The organism is Bradyrhizobium sp. HKCCYLRH3061 (assembly GCF_051168015.1).
Lineage (GTDB): Bacteria > Pseudomonadota > Alphaproteobacteria > Rhizobiales > Xanthobacteraceae > Bradyrhizobium.
The window spans coordinates 25,853-44,796 of record NZ_JBNPUE010000028.1 but is presented as its reverse complement, the minus strand read 5'-3'; the positions used below and the strand labels follow the sequence as shown (position 1 = coordinate 44,796).

18 protein-coding genes are annotated in these 18,944 nt (G+C 66.6%); 14 read left to right on the top strand and 4 right to left on the bottom strand.

The annotated features are described in order from the left end of the window. The first annotated feature begins 94 nt into the window (after nucleotides 1-94). From ACQR2C_RS31005 to ACQR2C_RS30990, 4 genes are all read left to right on the top strand, one after another. Nucleotides 95-583 carry a (2Fe-2S)-binding protein gene (locus ACQR2C_RS31005; RefSeq protein ID WP_315735504.1) on the top strand — a complete coding sequence of 163 codons (489 nt, stop codon included), beginning with the start codon at nucleotides 95-97 and terminating at the stop codon, nucleotides 581-583. Further along, nucleotides 580-2,862, top strand: a complete 2,283-nt coding sequence (locus tag ACQR2C_RS31000; RefSeq protein ID WP_316215338.1) for a xanthine dehydrogenase family protein molybdopterin-binding subunit — start codon at nucleotides 580-582, stop codon at nucleotides 2,860-2,862. Before ACQR2C_RS31005 ends, ACQR2C_RS31000 begins: the two co-directional genes overlap by 4 nt. A gap of 218 nt (nucleotides 2,863-3,080) precedes the next feature. Beyond that, a complete protein-coding gene (locus tag ACQR2C_RS30995; protein ID WP_315803881.1) occupies nucleotides 3,081-4,190 on the top strand; it encodes an HD-GYP domain-containing protein in 1,110 nt (369 codons plus the stop codon). Nucleotides 4,191-4,302: 112 nt separating this feature from the next. Beyond that, nucleotides 4,303-5,604 (top strand): cytochrome P450, encoded by a 1,302-nt coding sequence (locus tag ACQR2C_RS30990; RefSeq protein WP_434882824.1) that lies wholly within the window; start codon nucleotides 4,303-4,305, stop codon nucleotides 5,602-5,604. Nucleotides 5,605-5,625: 21 nt separating this feature from the next. Here ACQR2C_RS30990 and ACQR2C_RS30985 read toward each other — a convergent pair whose 3' ends face one another. Continuing rightward, nucleotides 5,626-7,200 (bottom strand): AMP-binding protein, encoded by a 1,575-nt coding sequence (locus ACQR2C_RS30985; protein ID WP_434882823.1) that lies wholly within the window; start codon nucleotides 7,198-7,200, stop codon nucleotides 5,626-5,628. Between the two features lie 155 nt (nucleotides 7,201-7,355). On the opposite strand from ACQR2C_RS30985, the gene ACQR2C_RS30980 reads away from it, so the two are divergent. Together ACQR2C_RS30980 and ACQR2C_RS30975 are read left to right on the top strand one after the other, a co-directional pair. Continuing rightward, entirely contained in the window at nucleotides 7,356-8,180 is an 825-nt protein-coding gene (locus tag ACQR2C_RS30980; RefSeq protein WP_315803878.1) for an RnfABCDGE type electron transport complex subunit D, read from the top strand. Next, a complete protein-coding gene (locus ACQR2C_RS30975) occupies nucleotides 8,177-9,502 on the top strand; it encodes a DUF2330 domain-containing protein (protein WP_434882822.1) in 1,326 nt (441 codons plus the stop codon). Before ACQR2C_RS30980 ends, ACQR2C_RS30975 begins: the two co-directional genes overlap by 4 nt. A gap of 18 nt (nucleotides 9,503-9,520) precedes the next feature. Here the strand turns inward: ACQR2C_RS30975 and ACQR2C_RS30970 are convergent, their stop codons facing one another. After that, the gene (locus ACQR2C_RS30970; protein ID WP_315803876.1) at nucleotides 9,521-9,931 is read right to left on the bottom strand and encodes a VOC family protein; all 411 of its coding nucleotides are present in this window, start codon (nucleotides 9,929-9,931) and stop codon (nucleotides 9,521-9,523) included. Between the two features lie 123 nt (nucleotides 9,932-10,054). On the opposite strand from ACQR2C_RS30970, the gene ACQR2C_RS30965 reads away from it, so the two are divergent. The 6 genes from ACQR2C_RS30965 (at nucleotide 10,055) to ACQR2C_RS30940 (ending at nucleotide 15,460) form a co-directional block, all read left to right on the top strand. Further along, complete coding sequence (locus tag ACQR2C_RS30965; RefSeq protein WP_434874633.1) at nucleotides 10,055-11,029, top strand: Bug family tripartite tricarboxylate transporter substrate binding protein; 975 nt, start codon at nucleotides 10,055-10,057, stop codon at nucleotides 11,027-11,029. A 208-nt stretch (nucleotides 11,030-11,237) separates the two neighbouring features. Further along, nucleotides 11,238-11,531, top strand: coding sequence for a DUF3551 domain-containing protein (locus tag ACQR2C_RS30960; RefSeq protein WP_315803874.1), 294 nt, complete (start codon nucleotides 11,238-11,240; stop codon nucleotides 11,529-11,531). Nucleotides 11,532-11,677: 146 nt separating this feature from the next. Beyond that, complete coding sequence (locus ACQR2C_RS30955) at nucleotides 11,678-12,295, top strand: hypothetical protein (protein ID WP_315715042.1); 618 nt, start codon at nucleotides 11,678-11,680, stop codon at nucleotides 12,293-12,295. Then, nucleotides 12,282-12,662 carry a winged helix-turn-helix domain-containing protein gene (locus tag ACQR2C_RS30950; protein ID WP_315735483.1) on the top strand — a complete coding sequence of 127 codons (381 nt, stop codon included), beginning with the start codon at nucleotides 12,282-12,284 and terminating at the stop codon, nucleotides 12,660-12,662. The genes ACQR2C_RS30955 and ACQR2C_RS30950 overlap by 14 nt, the downstream gene beginning before the upstream one ends. Before the next feature lie 38 nt (nucleotides 12,663-12,700). Continuing rightward, nucleotides 12,701-13,444, top strand: coding sequence for a di-trans,poly-cis-decaprenylcistransferase (locus tag ACQR2C_RS30945; RefSeq protein ID WP_434882821.1), 744 nt, complete (start codon nucleotides 12,701-12,703; stop codon nucleotides 13,442-13,444). A gap of 69 nt (nucleotides 13,445-13,513) precedes the next feature. Continuing rightward, the gene (locus tag ACQR2C_RS30940; RefSeq protein WP_434882820.1) at nucleotides 13,514-15,460 is read left to right on the top strand and encodes a tetratricopeptide repeat protein; all 1,947 of its coding nucleotides are present in this window, start codon (nucleotides 13,514-13,516) and stop codon (nucleotides 15,458-15,460) included. Here ACQR2C_RS30940 and ACQR2C_RS30935 read toward each other — a convergent pair. Further along, nucleotides 15,457-16,671: a helix-turn-helix transcriptional regulator gene (locus ACQR2C_RS30935; RefSeq protein ID WP_316237989.1), complete on the bottom strand. Its 1,215-nt coding sequence runs from the start codon at nucleotides 16,669-16,671 to the stop codon at nucleotides 15,457-15,459. The genes ACQR2C_RS30940 and ACQR2C_RS30935 overlap by 4 nt on opposite strands. 348 nt (nucleotides 16,672-17,019) lie before the next feature. After that, nucleotides 17,020-17,442 (bottom strand): GFA family protein, encoded by a 423-nt coding sequence (locus ACQR2C_RS30930; protein WP_315803869.1) that lies wholly within the window; start codon nucleotides 17,440-17,442, stop codon nucleotides 17,020-17,022. A 243-nt stretch (nucleotides 17,443-17,685) separates the two neighbouring features. Between ACQR2C_RS30930 and ACQR2C_RS30925 the strand changes: the two genes are divergently transcribed. Both ACQR2C_RS30925 and ACQR2C_RS30920 read left to right on the top strand, forming a co-directional pair. Then, nucleotides 17,686-18,705 carry a helix-turn-helix domain-containing protein gene (locus tag ACQR2C_RS30925; RefSeq protein WP_434882819.1) on the top strand — a complete coding sequence of 340 codons (1,020 nt, stop codon included), beginning with the start codon at nucleotides 17,686-17,688 and terminating at the stop codon, nucleotides 18,703-18,705. Then, nucleotides 18,702-18,914, top strand: coding sequence for a hypothetical protein (locus ACQR2C_RS30920; RefSeq protein WP_315803867.1), 213 nt, complete (start codon nucleotides 18,702-18,704; stop codon nucleotides 18,912-18,914). The genes ACQR2C_RS30925 and ACQR2C_RS30920 overlap by 4 nt, the downstream gene beginning before the upstream one ends. Nucleotides 18,915-18,944: the final 30 nt, after the last annotated feature.

The window sequence follows — 18,944 nt, the reverse complement described above, 5'->3', positions numbered from 1 at the left end:
ATGATGGCTGGCATCTATCCGGTGGGTCCCAGCGAATCGCTAAAACCGAACTTCGCCGTAAGCGAAGTCGCACGCCGGACGGGGAAGAAACCACATGCCCAATCTCACCATCAACGGGCGGACCATGTCCGTCGACGCGGCGCACGACACGCCGCTGCTATGGGTCATCCGCGAGCAGTTGCAGATGACCGGAACCAAGTTCGGCTGCGGCGCCGGGCTGTGCGGCGCCTGCACCGTGCATGTCAACGGCGAGGCCGTGCGCTCGTGCCAGACCATGGTCGGCGACGTCGCGAACAAGAAGATCACCACCATCGAGGGGCTGTCGCAGAAGGGCGATCATCCCCTGCAGAAGGCGTGGATCGCCGAGCAGGTGCCGCAATGCGGCTACTGCCAGTCCGGCCAGATCATGCAGGCGGCCTCGCTGCTCGCCAAGACCACGAGCCCGACCAAGGAGGAGATCGTCGCACATATGGACGGCAATCTCTGCCGCTGCATGACCTATTCGCGGATCCAGAAGGCGATCCAGCGCGCCGCGTCCGAGATGCGCACCGCGTCGAACACCAGCGACCGGAGGGCGACATGAACCAGCACGTGAAAGCAGCGCCTTCGATGGCCCCCGATCTCAGCCGCCGCTCCTTCCTGGTCGGCACCGCCGCGACCGGCCTCGTGCTCGGTTACGCCGGCCTCGCCGACAGCGCACTCGCCGCCGCGGCGCCTGCAAACTTCGAGCCCAGCGTGTGGTACGCGATTGCGCCGGACGGCATCGTGACCGTGACCTGCGGCAAGGCCGACATGGGCCAGCACATTGCGTCCACCATGGCGCAGATCGTTTGCGAGGAGCTCGGCGCCGCCTGGAAGGACATGCGGGTCCAGCTCGCCTCCAACGATCCGAAGTTCAACGATCCCGTGCTCGGCGCCCAGATCACCGGCGGCAGCTGGAGCACGATGATGAACTTCGATGCCATGAGCCGCGCCGGCGCAGCCGGCCGCATCGCGCTCACCGAGGCGGCGGCGACCGCGATGGGCGTGCCGGCCAAGGAGCTGGTCGTGCGCGACAGCGTCGTGATGCATCCGAAGTCCAAGAAGCAGATGAGCTATGCCGAGATCGTCAAGAGCGGCAAGATCACCAAGAGCTTCACGGCCGACGAGCTCAAGGCGCTGACGCTCAAGACGCCCGATCAGTACACCATGATCGGCGTCTCGGTGCCGCAGCTCGACATTCCTTCCAAGACCAACGGCACGGCGAAATACGGCATCGATACGATGCTGCCGGGCATGGTCTACGGCAAGGTCGTCACGCCGCCGGTGCGTTTCGGCGCCACGGTCACGGCGGTCGACGATTCCGAGGCCAAGAAGGTGCCGGGCTTCATCAAGGCGGTGACGCTCGACGACAAGACCGGTTCGACCTCGGGCTGGGTAGTGGCGGTCGCCAACACCTATGCCAACGCCAGGAAGGCGGCGGACGCGCTCAAGATCAGCTACGACAAAGGCCCCTACGCCAATGTCAGCACCGACACCATCATCACCGAGGCGATGCGGCTGCAGGCGCAGGACGATGCCGGGCAGTTCTTCGTCAAGGACGGCGATCCCATTGCAGCGCTATCGGGCGCGGCCAAGGTGCTGGAGGCGGAGTACACCACCAGCATCAACATCCATGCGCCGCTGGAGCCGATGAACGCGACCGCCGAGTTCAAGGGCGACATCCTGCACATCTACTCCGGCAATCAGTTCGCGACCCGCTCCGGCGCGATCGCGGCGGGTGCTGCAGGGATCGATCCGAAATATGTCGTGATGCACCAGGCCTGGCTCGGCGGCGGCTTCGGCCGCAGGCTCGATGCCGACATGATGGTGCCGGCGGTGCAGGCGGCCAAGGCCGTGGGCAAGCCGGTCAAGGTGATCTACTCCCGCGAGAACGACATGACGATGGACTACTCGCGGCCGCTCACCTACCAGAAGGTCAAGGCCGGGCTCGACAGCAACGGCAAGCTGATCGCGCTCAGCCACGACGTCGTCTCGGCCTGGCCGACGGCGCGCTGGGGCATCCCGGACTTCCTGTCGCCCTCGGTCGACAAGAAGGGCCCGCTCGACTCGTTCACGGTCAACGGCGCCGACTTCTTCTACACCGTGCCCAACCACCATGTGCGCGCGATCAAGAACGAGCTCGCGCACAATGCGACGCCGTCCGGGCAGCTCCGCTCGGTGGCGCCGGGTTGGACGTTCTGGGCGGTCGAGAGCATGATCGACGAGATCGCGGTGGCCTCGGGACAGGACCCGGCGCAGTTCCGCATCGCGCTGCTCGACGGCAAGGGCAAGAACGACGGCGGCGCACAGCGGCTGCGTAACACGCTGCTGGCGGCGATGGGCCTGTCCGGCTACGGCGCGAAGAAGCTGCCGAAGGGCGAGGGCATGGGCGTGTCCTGCGTGTCGTCGCAGGAGCGGGCGACCGCGAGCTGGACGGCGTGCGTCGCCCATGTCGCGGTGGCTGACGACGGCGCGGTCACGGTGAAGAAGCTCACCGTGGCGACCGACGTCGGCACCCAGGTGCATCCCGACAACATCCGCGCCCAGGTCGAGGGCGCGGCGCTGTGGGGGCTGTCGCTGGCGATGTACGAGAAGGCGACGTTGAAGGACGGCGGCATCGAGCAGACCAACTTCGACAGCTACACGCCGCTGCGCATGAGCCAGGTGCCGGAGGTTGCGATCGCCGTCATCGCCAATGGCGAAAAGGCGACCGGCGTCGGCGAGCCCGCGGTGACCGTGGTCGCGCCGGCGCTCGGCAACGCCATCTACAACGCCTGCGGTGCGCGGCTGCGCTCGCTGCCGATCACGTCGGCGGCGGTCAAGGCGGCGATGAAGGCCTAGCGTCGTCGCGCGGCCAGCGCCGTATCTGGGAACCGCCGGAGCCAGTCTCCGGCGGTTGCTTTTTGCGCTGCGGTCAGGTCTCCGCGCCGGACGATTTGACCAATTCCCTTAACCTCTCGCTCACCTGAAACGATACAGCTTGAATGATCGGCTTAAGCCGCGACGAACCCGTATCCCGGTAACTTGCATGAGCAGCAAACCGCAGGGGGCGAGCCCGTATGAGCGCGACAGCCAAGCAGACCGTGACCCAGACCGCGAACAGGCGCCATCTCCTGCTCGCGTCGGATCGCGGTGACCAGAGCAGCGAGCTGGCGCGCATCCTGCGCTCGGTCGGCGACGTCGACATGATGCCGACCACCGAAATCCCCGAGAACCCCGGCAACCGCTTCTCCGGCGTGATCGTCGACATCAACCTGCGCTCGCCGGAGAGCGTGCAGCGGGTGCGCAAGAAGCTGTCGTCGCGCGCCTATAGCGAGGTGCCCCGGCTGTTCGTGCTGGCCGAGGCGCTGCACCACGCCACCATGCAGGCGTGGGCGCTGGGCGCCACCGACACCATCGCGCGGCCGTTCAGCCCCGCCGATGTGCTGCAGCGCATCCGCTCGGCGCTCCCCGCCGACGACGGCTATGACGAGACTGATCGCGGCAAGCTGCTCAATCGCGGCGTCGAGGCCGCGCAGGCCATCATGGTCAAGATCTTCGAGAAGCTGCCCACCGGCGCGCATCTGACGATGGAGGACATTGTCGCGGCCGAGAACAAGATCCTGAAGGCGATCAAGCACTCGTCCTTGCGCGAATGGATGACCGTGGTCGGCTGTCACCACAACGACACCTACCGGCATTGCCTGTTCGTGACCGGGCTTGCGGTCGGCTTCTCGATTCATCTGGGCATGCGCGACGACGATCAGCGCCGACTGGTCCGCGCGGCGCTGCTGCACGACGTCGGCAAGGCGTTCATTCCGGTCGCGATCCTCGACAAGCAGGGCAAGCTGACGGCGGAGGAGATCGCGCTGCTGCGCCAGCATCCGCGCCGCGGCTACGAGGCGCTGTGGCGGCAGGGCGGCTTCCCGCCGGAGATGCTCGACGTCATCCTGCATCACCACGAGTTCCTCGACGGCTCCGGATACCCTGACGGGCTGCACAACGAGCAGATCAGCGACATCGTGCGCCTCACCACGATCGTCGACATCTACGCCGCGCTGATCGAGCACCGCGCCTATCGGCCGGCCTTCACCCATGCCCGTGCGTTCCAGATCATGGAGAACATGGGCCCGAAGCTCGACCAGCAACTGCTGCAGGCGTTCCGCCCGGTCGCGATGGGCGCGCATTGACGCGATCGCCTGAGAGCGCATCCATCGCCCGGCGGTAGCTGCTCGACGCAAGTGCATCTCGGCGGAGGCGCACTATCCTACCCGCCAATCGATGAAAGGCGGGAGGAGCAGCATGGGCGCAGCCGAACAGGCCGGCGAGGTCATTCCCGGGCCCATCGCCGCCGCGCTGGTCGATCCGACCTGCTACGCCGACCACCGCATCCATGATGCCTATCGCTGGCTGCGCGCCAACAACCCGCTCGGGCGGGCCGAGCTCGATGCGTTCGATCCGTTCTGGGTGGTGACGCGGCACGCTGACATTCTCGCCATCAGCCGTCAGAACGATCTGTTCCACAATGCCGACCGTGCGACCACCCTGACCAACAAGGCGGTGCTGGAGCGCGTTCACAAGATTACCGGCCAGCCCAATCTCGTGCGTTCGCTGGTGCAGATGGATGCGCCGGACCATCCGAAATATCGCGCGCTGACGCAGGGCTGGTTCATGCCGGCCAACATCGCCAAATTCGAGCCGCGCATTCGCCAGATCGCGCGTGCGACCGTCGACCGCATGGCGGCGAAGGCCGCGGCCAATGGCGGCGTCTGCGATTTCGTCGCGGACGTCGCGCTCGGCTATCCGCTGCATGTGATCATGGAGATCCTCGGCGTGCCGGAAGAAGATGAGCCGCGCATGCTCAAGCTGACGCAGGAGCTGTTCGGCCCGCAGGATCCGGACACCGCGCGGGTGCGCGAGGCGCTGTCGGCGGAGGTGTTCGCGGCCATGCTGCAGGCCGTGGTCGCGGATTTCGCCGCCTACTTCCAGCGCATCACCGACGACCGCAGGGCCAATCCGCGCGACGATCTCGCCACCGTCATCGCCAATGCCAGGATCAACGGCGAGGACATGCCGCTGCATGACCGCACCAGCTACTACATGATCGTTGCGACCGCAGGCCACGACACGACGTCGTCGTCGACCGCCGGCGCGATCTGGGCGCTGGCGGAAGACCCCGAACAATTCGCGCGCGTCAAGGCCGATCCCGCGCTGATCCCCGGACTCGTCGACGAGGCGATCCGCTGGATGACGCCGGTCAAGCACTTCATGCGCAGCGCCACCGCCGACACCGAGCTCGGCGGCCGCCATATCGCGAAGGGCGACTGGCTCATGCTGTGCTACGCGTCAGGCAATCGCGACGAAGCCGTGTTCAACGAGCCCGACACGTTCCGTTGCGACCGCAAGCCGAACCGGCACGTCGCCTTCGGCTATGGCGCGCATCTCTGCCTCGGCCAGCATCTCGCCAGGCTCGAGATGCGCATCCTGTTCGAGGAGTTGCTGCCGCGCCTCGCGTCGCTGTCGCCGGCGGGCCCGGTGAAGATGACGCAGGCGACTTTCGTCAACGGGCCGAAGAAGCTGCCGATCCGCGTGGAGATGTCTTGAGGTCGAGCCGCTCGATCCTCCTCAATCCAGCAGCTTGCGCAGCTCGGCCTTTGCGACCTTCTCCAGGGTCGAGCGCGGCATCTCATCGACGAGCTTCACCTCGCGCGGCACCTTGAAGTCGGCGAGACCGGCGCGGCAGGCGGCCAGCACCTTCCCGGGAAGTTCGTCGCGCGCGATCCCGGGCTGCGGGATCACGAACGCGACCGGCACCTCGTCCAGCATCGGATGCTTCCTGGCGACGACGGCGGTCTCGCGCACGCCGGGCACGGTGATGATCACCTGCTCGATCTCGGACGCCGCGACGTTCTCGCCGCCGACCTTGAGCATGTCCTTGGTGCGATCGCCGAACTTGATGAAGCCGTCGGCCAGGCGCGTGACGCGGTCACCGGTGAGGAAGAAGCCGTCGGCATCGTAGCTCGTGCGGGTCGCTTCGGCGTTGTAGAGATATTCGGCGAACAGCGACAGGCCAGGCACGCCCTTGATGGCGAGGTTGCCGGTGGCGCCGACCTCGGTGGGCCGGCCGTCATCGTCGGTGATGCGGATGGTGTATTCCGGTGCGGCCCGGCCGATCGACATCGGCGCGTTGGGCTGGTCGATCTCGCCGACGATGCCGTGGGTGATGGTCTCGGTCATGCCCCACCAGCCGATGATCTTGATGCCGAACCTGGCAAACGCAGGCGGCTCGGATACCGCCGTGCCCCACAGCCGGAACTTGTGATGCTTCGGCACCTCCTGGTCGAGCAGCGCCTTCATGCAGAACGGGATGGTCGAGGTCCAGGTGCAGCCATGCTCGAGCGCGACGCTCCAGAAGCGGCTCGCGGAGAAGCGCGGCTGGATCACGCAGGTCGCGCCGACCCAGAGCGTGGCCAGCATCGAATAGGCCAGCGCGTTGGTGTGGAACAGCGGCAGATAGGTCTGGTGCACGTCGCCCTGATGCAGGTCCTCGTGCACGGCATTGACCTTGGCGCCCCATAGCGCGTTGGCATGCGTCCACAGCACCGCCTTCGGCCGTGACGTCGTGCCCGAGGTGTATTGCACGCTGCAAGGCGCCAGCGGGTCGGCCGGCCGCCGCGGCCGGTCGGCACTGTCGGCAAACAGCGCTTCGAAGCGCTCGCCGCGTCCGACGGCCGGCGCCTCCGCCTGACCGGGATCGTGCGAGATCACGGCCATCCACTTGAGACCGCGGCAATGCGCTGCGATCATCTCGGCATAGGCCGGCTGGGTGATCGCCGCCACCGCGCGACAGTGCTCGGCGAAGTAGCTCATTTCGGCGGCTGCCGAGCGCGTGTTGGTCGTGACGGCGAGTGCGCCGAGTTCGACACAGGCGAACCAGGCGAGCATCGCCTCGACGCAATTGTCGAGATGGATCAGCACGGCATCGCCAGGCCGGACGCCGCGCTTGACCAGCCCTGCGGCCAAGGCGCCGACACGGTCGTGAAAGGCGCCATAGGTCCAGCGGCGCGCCGGCGCATCGAACGGGGCGGAGATCAGGAACGGATGGTCGCGCCGGGTCTCGCTGCGCAGCTTCAACAGCCAGGGCACGTCCATGCCGTCGAACGGCGTCACCGTGCCCGCTGCCATCGTCGTTCCGTTCATCTTCGCTCCCGCCATTCTTGAGTACGGCCTGTCTCCGGCCGCTTCGTTCTTGTCGTCATCTTTTGCCACCTCGCGCCGCCGCGATCAAATCGGGATTGAACCCGTCTCCGTCCGCGGGCGACCAATGGCGCGGCAAGACACGCCCGGAGGTTTGCATGCAGGCCGAGCCACGACCATGGCGGCTGCCCGATGCGCGCTATTTCCAGATCGCGGCATTGGCGACGCTGCTGGCGATCAATTTCGCCGCGATCGATTTCGGCGCGCGTCCCGCCGCGAGCGTGATCGCGGTCACCATGGCGCTGCTCACGCAGGTGGTCTGCTGCCGCATCGCCGGCGTGCCGCTCGATCTCAAATCGCCGCTGATCACCGGCCTCTCGCTCAGCCTGCTGTTGCGCGCCGATGCGCTGTGGCTGCATGCGGCGGCGGCCATGATCGCGATCGGCTCCAAATTCGTGCTGCGCATCGACGGCAAGCACATGTTCAACCCGGCCGGGCTCGCGATCGTGGGGCTGCTGCTCGGCTCCAAGAGCGTGTGGATCTCGCCGGGCCAATGGGGTACGGAGATCTGGTTCGCGAGCCTCGCCGGCTTCTTCGCGATCCTCGTGCTCAGCGCGTCCCGCCGGGTGGATATCGCGCTGTATTTCTTCGCAAGTCACGCCGCGCTCCTGCTGCTGCGCGCCGCCTGGCTCGGCGATCCCCTGGCGATTCCGCTGCATCAGCTGCAGAGCGGCTCGCTGCTGATCTTCACCTTCTTCATGATCTCCGACCCGCGCACCTCGCCGGACTCGCGCGTCGGCCGGCTGCTGTTCGCGCTGAGCGTTGCGGTCGCGGCGCACTACCTCACCTTCGCCCTGCAGATGCGGCCGGCGCTCTATGTGGCGCTGATCGCGCTGTCGCCGCTCACGCTGCTGCTCGATCGGCTCGTCCCTGAGACCCGCTTTTCCTGGCGTTCATCCGTTCCCGAAGGAGTGTCGACATGACCCCGCGTGACAACAAGCTCTTCCGCACCGGCGTCGCGGCCACCGCGATCCTGGCCAACGCGGCGATGGCGCCGGCGAATGCCTTCTGCGGCTTCTATGTCGCCCAGGCGGATGCAAAACTGTTCAACCAGTCGTCGAAGGTCGTGCTGGCCCGCGACGGCGAGCAGACCGCGATCACGATGGCCAGCGACTTCGAGGGCGACGTGAAGGAGTTCGCGGTCGTCGTTCCCGTGCCGACCTTCATCGAGCGCAAGCAGATCGGCGTGGTCGAGCCGAAGACGATCGATCATCTCGACAAATACACCGCGCCGCGGCTGGTCGAATATCATGATGCCGATCCTTGCGCGCCGGTCGTCGTCGCGGCGCGGGCGATGCCCGCGGCGCCAATGATGGCAGGCGCCGTCTACGAGATGGCCCGGCGGAACTATGGCGTCACCGTCGAGGCCAGCTACGACGTCGCTGAATACGACGTGCTGATCCTGTCGGCGCAGGAGAGCGACGGCCTGACCCGCTGGCTGACCGACAACGACTATCGCATCCCGGCGGGCGCGGAGTCCGTGCTCGGCAGCTACATCAGGCAGGGCATGCGGTTCTTCGTCGCCAAGGTCAATGTCGAGCGGATGAAGGGACTGGGGAACGGCCAGCTCCGGCCCCTGCAGGTACGCTACCGGAGCGCCAAGTTCATGGTGCCGCTGCGGCTCGGCACGGTCAATGCCAGGGGACCGCAGGACCTCATCATCTATGCCCTGACGAGGAGCGGCCGCATCGAGGCGGCCAATTATCGCACGGTGAAGATCCCATCCGATATCGATGTCCCGCTCTATGTGAAGGACGAGTTCGGGCCGTTCTACAAGGCGCTGTTCGAGCGCGCCGTCGCGCGTGAGAACATGCAGGCGGTGTTCGTCGAATATGCCTGGGACATGGGATGGTGCGACCCCTGCGCCGCCGATCCGATGAGCAACAGGGAGCTGGTCGAGCTCGGCGCGCGCTGGATCGGCAGCGACGACGACGCCTCGTTCCGCACCACGCGCCGTGGCGGCTCCGATGCCTACGCGACCCGGCTGCACGTGCGCTACGATGCCAAGACGTTCCCCGAGGACATCGTGTTCATCGAGACCAAGGACCGCGGCAATTTCCAGGGCCGCTATGTCCAGCACCACCCCTGGCGGGGCGAGGCGTCCTGTCCAGCGGCGAAGACCTACCAGGACAATCTCGCCGCACGCTTCGCCAGGGAGGCGACGGATCTCGCGCAACTGACCGGATGGTCGCGCAGCGAGATCGCCGCCAAAATGGAGAAGAGCGGCGAGACCGCGAGGCAATGACCTCGGCGTGGCCCCGGCTCAATCCTGATACGACGAGATCTCGATCAGGCTGCCGTCGGGGTCGCGGCAATACACCGAGCGCAGGGTGCCGCGCGCGCCCTGCTTGGCGACCGGGCCTTCTTCGATGGCGACGCCGAGCGCCCTGAGATGCGCCACAACCTCGTCGGGGGTGCTGGTGGTGAGGAAGCAGAGGTCGTCGCTGCCGGCCACGACGTGGTCGGCCGTGAACCAGTCGACCTTGTCCGCGTCCTTCGGTCGCACGTTGATCTTCTGGTTCCCGAACAGCAGCGACGTGCGCCTCGCCTTGCCTTGTCCGGGATCAAACACCTGGACCGTCATGCCCAGCACTGCTTGATACCACGCCGTCGTGCGCTCGACGTCGGCGACATTGATGACCAGATGATCGAGCGCATCGACCTTGACCGGCATGGGCTCTTCCCTCCTGATGGGACATCGATCTCGCCGCCATCGCGGCACTCTGTTACAATCGATGTTACAATAGATCCTGGCGGCTCGTTGACCGCCGCCCAACGATAATGCCTGAGGAAACGCATGATTTCACGTCGTACCGCGCTTGGTCTGATCGCCTCCGCCGTCCCGTCCATCGCTGCTGTTCGCAACGCCTCCGCGGCCGACTATCCCACCCGTCCCGTCCGCTTCGTGGTGGGGTATCCTCCGGGCGGCGCGACCGACATCCTGGCGCGGCTGATCGGCCAGCGGCTGTCCGAGACGCTCGGTCAGCAGTTCATCGTCGAGAACAAGCCGGGAGCCGGCAACAATATCGGCACCGATGCCGTGGTGAACGCGGCGGCGGACGGCTACACCGTGTTGCTGGTCAATCCGGCCAACTACATCAATGCCAGCCTCTACACCAATCTCAAATTCAACTTCGTCCGCGATATCGCGCCGGTGGCCTCGTTCAACCGCGTCCCCAACGTGATGACCGTCAACAAGGACATCGAGGCCAAGACCGTCGCCGAGTTCATCGCCTATCTCAAGGCGAACCCTGGCAAGGTGAACATGGCCTCGTCCGGCAACGGCACCTCGGTGCATCTGTCGGGCGAGATGTTCATGGCGATGACCGGAACCAAGATGCAGCACGTGCCCTATCGCGGCGCGGCGCCGGCGATCACCGACATGCTCGGCGGCCAGGTGCAGGTCATCTTCGACAACATGCCCTCCATCATCCAGCACATCCGCTCCGGCTCGTTGCGGGCGCTCGGCGTCACCACCCAGCAGCGCTCACCGCAATTGCCGGACGTCCAGGCCGTCGCCGAGACCGTACCCGGTTACGAGGCGAGCGCGCTGTTCGGTATCGGCGCGCCGAAGAACACGCCGAAGGAGATCATCGAGAAGCTCAACAAGCAGGTCAACACCATCCTGGCCGAGCCCGAGATCAAGACCCGTCTCGTCGATCTCGGCGGCGAGCCGCTGATCCAGTCGCCGGAGCAGTTCGGCGCCCAGATCGTCGCCGAGACCGAGAAGTGGAAGAAGGTCGTCGAGTTCGCCGGCCTGAAGGTCGAATGAGACGAGTAGGCGACGCCGCGATCGCCGGGCCGCGCGCCGCGGCAGGTCTTCGATGAGGCGCCAGCCCGCCAGACGGGTGTCGAGGGCTGAAGGTGACGTGCCGCGCACGCGACACGTCACTGCCTTGGTTGGTGATCCGTTCCGCCGATTTGTCGTTTTTTGACCATGCCGGTGTGGTGCAACCCTCCGGCCAGAAGAGGAACAGATCATGCGCAAGGTTATGATGATGGCAGCCGGCCTCGTCGGCGTTGCACTTGGTGGCGGTATCGCGCCGGCCTCCGCAGGCGGTTACGACTATCCCTGGTGTGTGCAGGGCCGAGGCGTCGGTTACCCCGGTGACTGCTCCTACCAGACCTTCGAGCAATGCCGGGCGAGTGCCTCCGGGCGCAATGCAGGCTGCGGCATCAATCCGCGCGTCGCGTTCGATCCTGCCCGCCGCCGCCCCTCGGTCTATGTCGATATGCCGCCGCCGCGCCGCGTGCACCGCTATCAGTATTACTGACACCCTCGACCGAGTGGGTCGGCGTGCGCGACCGATCGGCTGACGCAGGCGCGCTTCCGGGATCGCGCGGGCTTGCATCGACTTTGCGTTCGTATATACTTTGTACCGCAAAGTTATACGAGCCGGTCACCGGCTTCAGGTGAGACATGCGCGATCTCGATAAGGCGCTGGCGGACATCATCGCGATCCGCAGCCAGCTTGCGGCGGGCACGGCATTTCGCGGCTACGGGCCGGCGACGATGGCCGCGACCTCGGCCGTCGCGCTGGTCACTGCGCTGCTTCAGCAGCTGTTTCTGCGCGACCCGACGGCCGACGCGTGGACGTTCCTGCTCGGATGGGCGGCGGCAGCCTGCGTGTCGCTGACCATGATCTGGTTCGAGATGCGGGCGCGATCGCGCCGGCATCATTCCGGCCTTGCAGATGCGATGATCCATCAGGCGGTCGAGCAGTTCCTGCCAGCGGGCATCGCCGGCGTGCTGCTCGCGGTGCTGTTGTGGAAGTTCGCGCCGGAGGCGCTGTGGATGCTGCCGGGCCTGTGGCAGATCCTGATGTCGCTCGGCGTGTTCGCGTCGGTGCGCTCGCTGCCGCGCACGGTGGCGCTTGCCGGGGCGTTCTATTTCATGGCCGGCTTCGCCGTGTTGCTGGTCGGCAGCGCCACGCATGCGCTGTCGCCGTGGACGATGGGGCTTCCGTTCGCGATCGGACAGGGGCTGATGGCGGGCATTCTGTATTTTGCGACCGGAGAGTCCGATGTCGAAGACTGATGGCAGCGCGCCGTTCTCCTATGACGGCCTCGATCGCGTCATCCACGAGAAGGCAAGGCTCGGCCTGCTCACCTCGCTGATGGCGCACCCGAAGGGTCTCGCCTTTGCCGACCTCAAGCAGCTCTGCGGGCTGACCGACGGCAATCTGTCGCGGCATCTGCAGGTGCTGCAGGAGGCCGGTCTCGTCGAGGTCACCAAGGGCTATGAGGGCAATCGCCCGCATACCACCTGCCGGCTGACGAAGGCGGGACGCCGCCGCTTCCTCGACTATCTCGCCGTGCTTGAGCGCCTCGTCCGCGACGCCGCGGCCGCTGCCGGCAAGGAGCACACGCCATCGTCGGTCGGCCTGATCCCGGGCCGCGTCTGACTCTCGCATCGCGTTTATTTTTGACCTGGAGCTTTGCAATGCAAAGTAGTCTGCAACCTCAATCGCCTGCTGTGGTGGATGGCCTGCATGTTGGCATCATCATGGATGGCAATGGCCGCTGGGCGACGCGCAAGGGCCTGTCGCGGCTGCGCGGGCACGAGGCGGGCGTCGAGGCGATTCGGCGCGTCGTCGAAGCCGCGCCCGACCAGGCCATCGGCACGCTGACGCTGTATGCGTTCTCCAGCGACAATTGGCGACGCCCGCGGGCCGAGGTCGCAGCCCTGATGGCGCTGCTGCGGATCTATCTCGCCAGCGAGGTGGAGGCGCTGGTGCGCAATGGCGTCCGCCTCACCGTGATCGGCCGTCGCGACCGGCTGCCCGGCGGCATCGCCGACGCGATCGGCCGGGCCGAAGCGGCCACCCGTGACGGCAGCACCCTGCACCTGCGCATCGCCGTCGACTATTCGGCGCGCGACGCCATCCTCGCGGCGGCGGCGAAGGCCCGCGAGCTCGATGGCCTGACGCGTGCGGCCTTCTCCGATCTCGTGACCGGCGAAACCAGCTTGCGCGACGTCGACCTGATCATCCGCACCTCCGGCGAGCAGCGCCTGTCGGACTTCCTGCTCTGGGAAGGTGCCTATGCCGAGCTGCACTTCACCCAGCGCATGTGGCCCGATTTCGATGCTGCCGATCTGGCCCAGGCGCTCGCCTCCTTCCGCGGCCGCGAGCGCCGCTTCGGCGGCCTCGAGGCGGCGCCGCTGGCACCGGCGCCGGTCGCCTGACGACGGCGCAATCTTTCCGCGCATCGGGGAATCATCTACCGCTTGCAGCACGAGCGCAGAGATCCCCTGATGAAGCACAAGCCGCGCCGGTCCGCCGGCAAGCCCCCGGCCAAAGCCGGATCGATGGGCCACAGCGATACGCCTGATGCGCTGTGTGCCGCGGCCTTGCGGCTGCTGCGCGCCGGACAGCTCGCGCAGGCCGAGGATGCGTGCCGCCGCGCGCTGACGCTGGACGCAGCCTCGCTCGACGCGCTGCGTGCGATGGGACAGGTCTGCCTGGCGCTCAAGCGCGCCGATGATGCGATTGAGTGGTTCGCCCGCGCCGTTCGGCAGGACATGTCGGCCGCGGAGTCCTTCGTCGGCCTGGCGCAGGCGCTGCGGCTCGCCGGCCGCACCGATGAAGCGATCAAGGCTTACGATCGCGCGCTGCAGCTGCAGCCGGATGCGATCGAGAGCTGGGATGCGCTTGGCGAACTGCTGCAACTGAGGCAGCGGCACGCCGAGGCGGCGCTGGCCTGCGATCGGCTGCTGCAGCTCGCGCCCGATCGCGCCGCGACCTGGTTTCGTCTCGGCGAGGTGCTGGAAGCGCAGGGGCGGCGCGACGAGGCGGCCCTGGCCTTCGATCAGGTGGCGCAGCTCAGGCCTGACCACCTCGAGGCGGCCAACAAGGCCGGCGCACTGCATTTCGATGCCGGCCATTACGAGCAGGCCATCACGCGCTTTGGGCAGTCGCTGGGGCTGATGCCCGATCAGGCGGGCGTGCTGTATCTGAAGGGAATCGCCCTGCGGCGGCTGCGCCGCTACCAAAAAGCCGAGACGTTCGGCCGCCGTGCGCAGGCGCTGGCGCCTGACGATCCCGACGTCGCCAATGGCTATGGCTGCATCCTGCAGAACCTCGGCCGTCACGATGACGCCGTCGCCATGTTCGACAAGGCGATCGCGCTCCGGCCGCAGACCGCGGATTTCCATAATCATCGCGGCACGTCGCTGGCCGAGCTGCATCGCTTCGCAGAGGCGTTCGACAGCTTCGATCGCGCCGTCGCGCTGAAGCCGGACCTCGCCGATGCGCATTGGAACGCGGCGCTGTTCCGGCTGCTGACCGGCGACTTCGCCCGTGGCTGGGCGGCGCGCGAATGGGGACGCAAATGTCGCGCCGTCGGCTTCGTCGAGCGCAGCTTCGAGGCGCCGCTGTGGCTTGCCGATGCGCCGCTGGCCGGCAAAACGATCCTGCTGCACAGCGACGAGGGGCTCGGCGACACCATCCAGTTTTCGCGCTACGCCACCCTGGTGGCGGCGCAGGGCGCGCGCGTGGTGCTCGAGGTCGACGCGCCGCTGCAGCCGCTGTTGTCCGGCCTGGATGGCGTGGCGCAGTGCCTTGCCCGCGGCATCGATGCGCTGCCTTCCATCGACTATCACTGCCCGCTGTCGAGCCTGCCGCTCGCCTTCGCCACCCGGCTCGACACCATCCCTGCCGCGCCGTGCTATCTGCCGCGCCCTCCCGAGGCGCGCCGGGCGATCTGGGAGCAGCGATTAGGTCCGCATGACCGCTTGCGGGTCGGGCTCGTCTGGTCCGGCAACCCCGCGCATCTCAACGATCACAACCGTTCGATTCCGCTGCTGGCGCTCGCGCCGCTGCTCAAGATTGGGGCGCGGTTCGTCAGTCTGCAGAAGGAGCCTCGGCCGTCCGACAAGGCCGCGCTCGCCGCGCGCGACGAGATTCTCGATCTCACCGCCGACATCCGTGACTTCGTCGACACGGCTGCGCTGATCGACAGTCTCGACCTCGTCCTCACCGTCGATACCAGCGTGGCGCATCTGGCCGGCGCGCTGGGCAAGCCGACCTGGATCATGCTGCCCTTCACGCCGGACTATCGCTGGCTGCTCGGCCGTGACGACAGTCCCTGGTATCCGAGCGTGCGGCTGTTCCGCCAGGACGCGCGACGTGACTATGCCGACGTCGTCGTGCGCGTGCGCGATGCGCTGGCGCAGCAGGTCGCGGCGTTTTCCGCGACTTAAGGATCGGCATTCAGCAGACCGATCGATATCTCGTGGATGCGCCGCGTCAGCTCGGCGACGCTGCGCCATCCCGTCTTCTCCCGGGTGCGCTTGAGATGCGTGTAGACCGTCGTGACCTTGATGCCGCGATGCGCGGCATATTCGACCGCAGTCATGCCGGTACTCAGCGCACAGGCCAGTTGCGCCTCCGCCCTGGTCAGACCATGAAGGTCCTGAAGCAGATGCGCCGCCGGGCTGTCCCGCATCGGATCACGCACCAGCATCACCACCATCGCAGCGGGCCAATCCGAACGAGGGTGTCGTTTGTGCAGGGAGCGCAGCGATATCGTGCAAGGCGGCAAGCCGCCTGGACGCGGCGCCAGGAAATCGAGCGCGGCATCCGTGCCGATCAGGCCGTCGGTACGCGTCGCCGCGCTGAGCGCGCGCGCATAGCGATTGCGCAGATCGGCCGAGGCGAAGACGATGCCGCGCCTCTCGATCCGGAACATGGCGCCGTCTGCCGAGATGGCTTGCAGGCTCGGATTGAGGTAGACGATCTCGCCTCTCGGATCGAGCAGTGCGACGCCGTCCTTCAGCACATCGAGTGCGGTCGTGCCGATATCGTTGCCATAGGCTGTGACGAGGCTGTTTCGCATTCTAAGTGCGCGCTGCAGATGGGGCGTGAGGCGGTGCATCAGGGCGATGTCGGCCTTGCCGACATGGCCCTGCCGCGGCGTTCGCTGCAGGGTCAGGGCGACCATCCGCTGCGGCGACCGCTCCAGCACCGCTGAGAGGAAATAGCGAAGCCCGGCGCGCGGCAGGAACTCTGCATAGAACGGATCGCGGTTCATGGCGCTCTCGTCCATGACCTGATAGTCCCAGGCCAGTTCGCCGCGCTGTTGGTTCAGCGCCATGCGCAGGCGCGGATTGCGGGGCGCGAAGTAGGCGAGGTAGTCGTCGCCCTCGGCCGCAGCAACACCGCTGCTGTGAAAGGTCAGGGGCTGCCGGACGATCGGGTCGATGACCTCGAAGGTGGCACCCTCGGACCTCGTCAGTTCCCGGACGCAATCCAGTGCGTCCGTGATGCCATCCGGTTCCGCAAAGCCCTGATAGATGGCGTCCAACGCCCGCGAATAGAACTCGCTCTGCACGGTGACCTCGCTGCCATGACCGGGAAAGGGTGCGCCGGTCTGAATAATCAACCCGGGCGCGTGGACGATATTCCCCTTCATGGGTCGGCATGCGGCGCGTGAGGTTCATCGCGCAACGGTCGCGCGAAGCCGCGAGATTGGCAGGCCTGCCCAGGCCGTCGGCTGAGGAGTGGCGCACGATCGGAGCTTCACTTGGCCGGAGATGAGTGATGAGGATCCCTGTGCCGCGCGTGCGGCGACAGTCGCACAGAATTCGACGTCGGATGCGCCGGATGGCGCGGGCCGTGCTCGCCGCGCTTCAGGAGTCGCGGTTGCGCACCGCGCGCCGATTGATCCACGATCATCGGCATCTGCTCGACTGATGAGATATGAGAAGGACGCCGGCCGAGCCCCGGAGCCTGTCATGCTCCGGGGCTCGGCATCGCCAGGCTACTCAGCGACGGCGTCGCCCGAGCCGCCGAACTCGCGCGGAAAGTCCTTCAGCTTCGGCAGGCCGTCGCGCATCGGCAGCACGGTCTCGGCATAGTTCACGTGCACGGCCGGCTTGAAATCGAGATCCGGAAGCGTTGCCGCGAACACGTCGACCAGCCCGAGCGGCGGATGAGTGGTCATCAAATGTCCACCGCATTTGGCGCAGTACTGCCGCTGGCTCAACGGCGTCTTCTGGAACATCGCCACGTGCTCGGTGCCGGCTGCGATCCTGACCGCGTCCGGCTTCCACAGGCTGAAGGCGTTGACAGGGCCGCCCGACCACGAGCGGCACGACCGGCAGTGACAATAGCCCATCGCCTCTGGCGCCCCGGACACCTCGACTTCGACCGCTCCGCAAAAACATCGTCCAGTGAGTGTCATCCTCGTCCTCGTTGGTTGTAAGGCCGCAGACGGCATCACTCCCGAAGCCCTGTGTCTTGGCGCGCGGCGACGATCGGCAGGGCTGGCACGACCGCGCGTGACCCAGTTCACATTCGGCCATCCTCCGACAGGCGACATCCTCTGATCGGAGGACGCCGCGTTTGCGGCGATGACGCTATCGATTCCGCCTTGGATGGAGCGCGCGGCTCCAGGTTTCAGTTTCGGATTGTCTCGGGTGATCGCATGTCAGGTTTCAATTCGCGCATCGTCGAATTCTCGACCGACAACATTCCGGAACCGGAGCGCGCGGCGTTCTGGCGCGAGCACTACGGCCAGGTCATGCTGCGTGTCGATTTCGAGCCCGCGCCGGATCTCGCGTTCAAGGCGCGCAATCGGGCCCTGACCCTGCCGGGGCTGCAACTGCTCGATGCCTGGGCCACGCCGGCGCGCATCTCGCGGTCCGGCCGCTATCTCGCCGACGGTGCGGACAACGTGATCCTCGCGATCAATCGCCAGGGAACCGCGTTCGTCGAGTCCGCCGGGCAGACCCGCGAGCTGCGCGAAGGCGAGGCGGCGATCCTCAGCGGCGCCGATGCGAGCGCGTTCCATCGCACCAGCAATGGTCGATCGTTCACACTGCTGATGCCGCGCGTGATGGTCGAAGCCGCGGATGTCAGCATCGCGGATGCCTTGATGCGGCCGATGCCGGTCGATCGCGGCGCATTGCAGCTGCTCGACCATTATGCGGGCTGGCTCATGGCCAGCAGCGGCGCGATCGATGCGCAACTGCTCAATCTGTCGGTACGCCACGTCCAGGACCTGCTCGCGCTGTCGATCGGGCCGGCCGCCGACCTCGCCGAGACGATGCGCGCGAGAGGATTGCGCGCGGCGCGGCTGAAGCTCGCAAAATCGTTCCTCATCGCCAACAGCCGACGGCGCGACATGTCGGTGGCGACGATCGCGGCGAAATTGAACGTCACGCCACGCTACGTGCAGCGCCTGTTCGAGATCGACGGCACCACCTTCTCCGCGTTCCTGTCCGGCGTGCGGCTTGCGAACGCGCATCGCATGCTGTGCCACCCGGCTCACGGCCAGCTTGCGATTGCCAGCATCGCCTATGATGTCGGCTTCGGCGATCTCTCGCACTTCAATCGCTCGTTCCGACGCCAGTACGGGCTGACCCCGCGGGAGGTCCGGGGCGATTGCGGAGGCAGCCGCGGGCAGCCGACCGCGCGCGTGTCCTTAACGGGGAGCACGCCATGACGTCCAAGACGATCGTGTTGAGGATCCTCGATGGTATCTTCTTCGCGGCAACCGGCCTTCTCCTGCTCATGCTCGCCGGTCTGCCGATCGAGTGGATGCTCGTCCTGCTCGATATGTCGCCACGCGAATTCCAGGCGTTCGCCTTGTTCGTCATCTTCAGCAGTCTGCTGCTGATCCATGCCATCGCGACGTCGGATTCCGCGCCGTAACCCAAACGTGATCGCAGGCTTCGGCGGCAT